Raw genomic sequence first — 5,854 nt, forward strand, 5'->3', positions numbered from 1 at the left:
CCTCGTTCATGAGGGCCAGCACCGCGGGCGGCGTCTCGAGCTTCGAGAGCGTGCCCATAAAGCCCTTGATCAGGACCTCGCCCAGCTCCTTATCCTCGCGCCCCAGGGTCTTGCCCGTGACCAAGACGGCGAGGCGAGCACCGCCCTGTGGACAGGAGGCCGGAGCAGGAGCTGCGGCAACGGCCGCACCATCCCTCCGGCCGGTCAGCCTGAACTCGCTGCCGTTCTCTCGGCGCTCCACATGAAACCCCTGCCCCTCCAGGAGGCGCGTGACGTTCGAGGCGGCGACGGCGTTGTCCACCAGGACCTCCAGCTCCGTCGCTCCCTTCTCCAGCGCCGCCTTCGTCATAATGACCGGCTCCGGACAGGCCTTCCCCATAGCGTTGACTGTGATCATAAAAGAGTCCCTCCTAAAAAGTCGTGTTTCCTTAATTATACCGCCCCACTCCCCGCATCCCTACTTCAGGGGGGCGATCTCGATGTCGGCCTCCTCCAGGCGGGCGCGGAGCGTCCGGGCCATCTGCACGGCCGTTGGGGAGTCGCCATGCAGGCAGATGGACTGGGGTTTCAGCCTGACCACCGTTCCGTCGACGGCCTCCACCACCCCTTCCTTCACCATGCGGATTACGCGCCTGGCCGCGACCTCCACGTCCTTGACGAAGGCCCCCTCCATCCTGCGCGGCACCAGGGAGCCGTCGTTCATGTAGCCCCGGTCCGCGAAGGCCTCCGCCGCGTAGGGGATGCCCAGCTTCTCCGCCGCCTCGTCGAATTTGGACCCCGCCAGCCCCATAAGAATGATGCCGTCCCCAGCGTCCTTCACGGCCTGGGCGATGGCCATGGCCTCTTCCAGCTTCTTGGCCGCGCTGTTGTACATGGCGCCGTGGGGCTTCACGTGCTGGAGCTTCAGCCCAGCGGCCTCACAAAAGGCCTTCAGGGCCCCCACCTGATACAGCACGTCCGTGTACAGTTCGTCCGCCGAGCAGACCATGCCGCGCCGACCAAAGCCCACCACGTCCGGGTAACCTGGGTGGGCCCCTACGGCCACGCCGGCGGCCCTGGCCGCGGCTACCGTGTTCTTCATCACCAGCGGGTCGCCCGCGTGGAACCCGCAGGCCACGTTGGCGGATGAGACGAAGGTCAGCACGTCCTCATCCATGCCCATCTTCCAGGCGCCAAAGCTCTCGCCCAGGTCGCTGTTCAAATCCACCTTGTAAGGCATCAGGTCATCACTCCTCTATTCAGGAAAGTCTCTCCCAGGTGACGGTGTGTTCCACCCCGTCCACCCGTACCTTCATGGCCCCGGACGCCCTCCTCCCCAGCTCACGGGACGCCTTCGCCGCAGCGACCGCAGACTCCGTCACGTACTTCTGAAGCGCCTTCAGCGCCGTCGCCTCCCGCCTGGATATCTCGATGCCCTCCTCCTGAGATATCTGTGTGAAACGCACCGCTGCGCCGGGGACGCGCTGGCTCAGGCGGGCCACGTCAAAGGCGTGGACCACGCCAATCTTGACGTACCCCCCCGTGGTCTGGCGGTCCGCCATCATCACGATGGGGAGGCCCTGCCCGGGGATCTGCACCGCCCCCATGGGAATTCCGTCCGAAACGATGTCCGGGCCCTTCACGTGCTCGATGACGGCGTCCCCCTCCATGCGATACCCCATGCGGTCCGCCGAGGCGGCCACCTTGTACTCCGTCTCGAAGAAGGTCTTGACGCCATCGGGTTTGACGTAGGAATCCTGCGGTCCCAGGACCGTCCGCAGCGGAGCGTTTGGCGCATAGTCGGGGCGCAGGTCCTCCGGACAGCCGACTCCCGCCGTGTAACGCCACAGGACCCAGGGCTCCCCCACCGGCAGCGCGTCCCCCGCCGCCAGCTTACGTCCCTCGAAGCCTCCGGTGCCGGCCTTCATGTAGGTGCTGCGGCTCCCCATCACCAGGGGGACGTCAATCCCGCCGGCCACGCAGAGGTAGGCGCGGCACCCCTTGCCGGTCATGCCGCCGAAGGACAGGACGTCGCCCTCCCGAACCGCCACGACCGTCCAGTTGGCAACAGGCGCGCCATTCAGCCTGGGAGCAAGGTCCCCGCCCGTGATGGCGACGGCCCCTTCGCCGTCCTCAAAGAGGACCGTAGGCCCCATCAGGGTGACTTCAAGGGCCGCGGCCCCCGCCGGGTTGCCTAGCAGCAGGTTGCCTCGGGCCAGAGCAGGCGCATCCATGGCGCCGCTGACGGGCATTCCAAGCGCCTGGTGCCCCCAGCGGCCAAGGTCCTGCACGGTGGTCAGCGTCCCCGGTTTCTGAATCACGAGCCTCATCTCGCCGCCCCCCTCTCACGGTACTCAACCCTGTAGGCGCCGCTTTTGGCCTCCGCCTCAATCTCCCTGTAGCGCTCCATGGTCACCGGATAGAAGTGGACCCACATTCCAGCCTGGATGGCCACGGCGGGTTCACGCCCGGCGTCGTAGAGATCGTAGGGCACTCGACCGATGATGCGCCAGCCACCGGGGCTGGCGATGGAGTAGGCTCCGGCCTGGGCGCCTCCAATGGCCACGCTGTTGGCCGGAATGAGCTCCCGAGGCGTCTTGAGCCGTGGTGTCTCCAGCGAAGGGTCCATGCCCCCCAGGTAGGGGAAGCCAGGGGTGAAGCCGTTCATGAAACAATAGAGGGGCGACTCGCTGTAGCGCCGCACCACCTCGTCCTCGCTGAGGCCTGTGTGCGATGCAACATCGCCCAGGTCTGGACCGAACTCGCCGCCGAAGAACACGGGAACGCACACCTCCGTGGTGCTGGCCGAGTCCGCGGGGCCGGCGCCCTCAAGCTCCTGCTCCAGGCGCTTCTTCAGCGCCGGCAGGTCCACGGTAAGCGGGTCAAAGTACACGGAAAGGGAGCGATAGGTGGGCACAAGCTCCTTCATCCCCTTGAAGGGACGGTCCAGCAGCGCCCGCTTGATGGCCTGGACGTGCCTGTTGATCTCCATGTCGATCTTCTCGCCGAAGTCCACGAACAGACACGTCTCCCCCGCCGGAAGAATCTTTGCGTCCATGTCAGTCACCTCCAGATGAGGTCACACATGGGGGAGGGGCGGCAACTGCGCCCTCCCCCGTGCATCAATTAGCTGTTGAAGATCTTCATGATGTTGGGGAGCGCCTGGACGCCCATCCACAGCGTGAAGGCCACCACAGCCCAGCCGGTGAGGGTGAGGAGGATGGAGTGGCGGTAGTTGCCCACAACTTCCTTCTTGTATGCGCCCAGCAGGATGGAACCCAGGGCCAGGGGCAGGATGAGGCCGTTGATGGCCCCGGCCAGAATGAGAAGCGCCACGGGCCTGGCCACCAAGACGTTGATGGCCGTGGAGACGCAGATGAAGCCGATCATCCACCAGCGGTAGTTCCGGTCAATGACCTTGAAGAGCGTCCGGAGGAAGGAGACCGAGGTGTAGGAGGCGCCGATGACGGAGGTGACGCCAGCCGCCCAAAGCACGACGCCGAACATCCGCCGCCCGATCTCGCCGGCGCCTCTGAAAAACGCGTCCGCTGCCGGGTTATTCTTGTCCAACACAACCGCATCTTCGCCGGCTGCAACGTACACCACGCCCAGGACCGCGAGGAACAGCAGGATGCGCATGATCGAGGTGACGAGGACCCCGTTAGCCGCCGCCTTGGTGGCGTCCTTCACGTCTCTGATGCCGGCGTCCAGCAGGCGGTGCGCGCCGGAGAAAGAAATGTACCCGCCCACCGTGCCGCCAATGAGGGTCAGGATCACCATCCAGTTGATCGTTTCGGGGGCAAGGGTTCCCCTGGCCACTATGTCAAGGGACGGCGCGGCCTTCACGGCCACGTAACACATCAGGGCGATCATCAGGACGCCCAGGATCTGGGTGAAGTAGTCCATGGCCTTGCCCAGGTCCTTGTTCAGGTAGATGAAGACGGCGATGGCCGCGCTGATCACTGCGCCGTAATGCAGCGGAAGGTCCAGCATCGTGTTGAGCCCCAGGGCTGCGCCGCCCACGTTGCCCACGTTGAAGGCGAGTCCGCCCAGGGCCACCGCGAAGGCCAGGAAGTACCCCAGCCCCGGCAGGACCCTGTTGGCCACGTCCTGTGCCCGGAGGCCGGAGACGCAGAGGATGCGCCAGATGTTGAGCTGCACGATGGCCGTCACGATGATGGTGGCGAGGATGGCGAAGCCTGCCGCGGCCAGAAGCTGCTGGGTGAATACCGTCGTCTGGGTGAGGAACCCCGGCCCGATGGCCGAGGTGGCCATGAGGAAGGCTGCGCCCAACAGAACCTGCAGCGTCCCCTTATTGCTCTTCTGTTCCATGTGGTTACCTCCCATATAGTGTGATATGCGTGAACGACCGAAGGCCGTCCTGCCCCCCTAGAATACGGCGTAGTCGCTGTCCATGGGGTCGGCGATGAACATGTGGCCTGGGGAGTGGGTGATGGCAAACTCCGGACAGGCCGCCATGATGGCCGCCTGGGGCGTCACGCCGCAGGCCCAGAAAACGGGGGTCTCCCCCCTGCGGATCTCCACTGCGTCGCCGAAATCCGGCTTCGTAACGTCGGCAATGCCGATGGCCGAGGGGTCCCCGATGTGGACGGGGGCGCCGTGAACGGAAGGGAAGCGTCCCGTGCAGAGCACGGCCTTGGGGACCTGAGCGTGGGGGATGGGGCGCATGGAGACCACCATAGGCCCCTTCAACTGCCCTGCCGGACGGCACTGGATATTCGTGATGTACATGGGGACGTTGCAGTCGCACTCAATGTGGCGAACGCCGATCCCCGCCTGGAGCAGCGCCCCCTCAAAGGAGAAGGAGCACCCCACCAGGAAGCCCACCAGGTCCCTCTTCCAGTACTTCGTCACGTCCGTGGGTTCGTCCACGCACTTCCCCTTCTCCCACACGCGGTAGCGCGGGATGTCCGTCGCGATGTTCGCCCCCGGCGCAATGAGGCGCGGCTCCGTCTCACCGGGCTCCGTCACGTCCAGGATGGGGCAGGGCTTGGGGTTTCTCTGGGCGAAGACCAGAAAATCGTAGGCAAGGTCCCTGGGCAGCACCACCAGGTTAGCCTGTACGTGTCCGGCACACATACCGGAGGTGGGCCGATCCCACTTGCCTTCACGGATCATCTGCCGCACCTCACGGGGGCTGGCTCCCGCATAGTCGCTCATCTTTGCCATTTCCTTCAAGACCTCCGTTCCTGGATTGCATCGAGCAGACACTTGGATTCACCATACTAAAAGGCAACAACAGGGGGATGAACGAAGATAAAAAACAGAGGAACAGCGAACAGCGTGCGCTGCGCCCGGGAAGCGGGGCACCGATGCTGGGCGCCTGGCAGTTTCATCCGAGTGGCAGTCCTTCGCGGTAAAGGAGTTTACGATCCTCAACAGCGAGGGAGACGGTCACCCGGAGTCGCCCCTTCCCCTAAAAACTCTGTGGAAGGAGTATGACTTGTCATTATTTTATAACAACAGAGCGAGAAAATACACAGGGTCTTCGTACACTGGTCGGGGTCTGTCAGAGACACCCGTTTTCATTGTGCTTCGACCGAAAGAAGTTGAGCAGGGGGCCCTACGGCGGAGATTGGGAGGCGGACACCGTTCCGTGGAGCGGGGGGCTGGCACCATGGTTGACCGCAAGGCCTGTCCCTGCTTCATGTTAAAAACCTTGCCCGTGGACCTGGGCCGCTGCGTTGGGCTTGGCAATCCAGCACAAACAGTCCCTGTCAGGCGATCTGCTTTTATCCGTGGTTTTGGGGCGACTCCTCCACAATGCGCTTCAGCCTCTCCGTGTCGATGGGCAACTTCCCCAGCTCCTTGCCCCACCGGACGTACGCCTCGACGTTCTCCGCGGGGGTGAAGA

6 protein-coding genes are annotated in these 5,854 nt (G+C 64.3%); all 6 read right to left on the minus strand.

Annotated features, from left to right (window positions below):
* A partial coding sequence (locus Q0629_RS03210) for a sulfurtransferase TusA family protein (RefSeq protein ID WP_298778861.1) occupies positions 1-397 on the minus strand: 397 nt, incomplete at its 3' end.
* 60 nt (positions 398-457) lie between these two features.
* Positions 458-1,219, minus strand: a complete 762-nt coding sequence (locus Q0629_RS03215; protein ID WP_298778863.1) for a 5-oxoprolinase subunit PxpA — start codon at positions 1,217-1,219, stop codon at positions 458-460.
* Positions 1,220-1,238: 19 nt separating this feature from the next.
* Complete coding sequence (locus Q0629_RS03220; RefSeq protein WP_298778867.1) at positions 1,239-2,309, minus strand: biotin-dependent carboxyltransferase family protein; 1,071 nt, start codon at positions 2,307-2,309, stop codon at positions 1,239-1,241.
* Positions 2,306-3,037 carry a 5-oxoprolinase subunit PxpB gene (gene pxpB / locus Q0629_RS03225; protein WP_298778870.1) on the minus strand — a complete coding sequence of 244 codons (732 nt, stop codon included), beginning with the start codon at positions 3,035-3,037 and terminating at the stop codon, positions 2,306-2,308. Before pxpB ends, Q0629_RS03220 begins: the two co-directional genes overlap by 4 nt.
* Positions 3,038-3,105: 68 nt before the next feature.
* On the minus strand, positions 3,106-4,311 hold the full coding sequence (locus tag Q0629_RS03230; protein WP_298778872.1) for an NRAMP family divalent metal transporter: 1,206 nt from the start codon (positions 4,309-4,311) through the stop codon (positions 3,106-3,108).
* A gap of 57 nt (positions 4,312-4,368) precedes the next feature.
* A complete protein-coding gene (locus tag Q0629_RS03235) occupies positions 4,369-5,169 on the minus strand; it encodes a putative hydro-lyase (protein ID WP_298778875.1) in 801 nt (266 codons plus the stop codon).
* Positions 5,170-5,854: the final 685 nt, after the last annotated feature.

This window comes from uncultured Fretibacterium sp. (genome assembly GCF_938030725.1).
Lineage (GTDB): Bacteria > Synergistota > Synergistia > Synergistales > Aminobacteriaceae > Fretibacterium.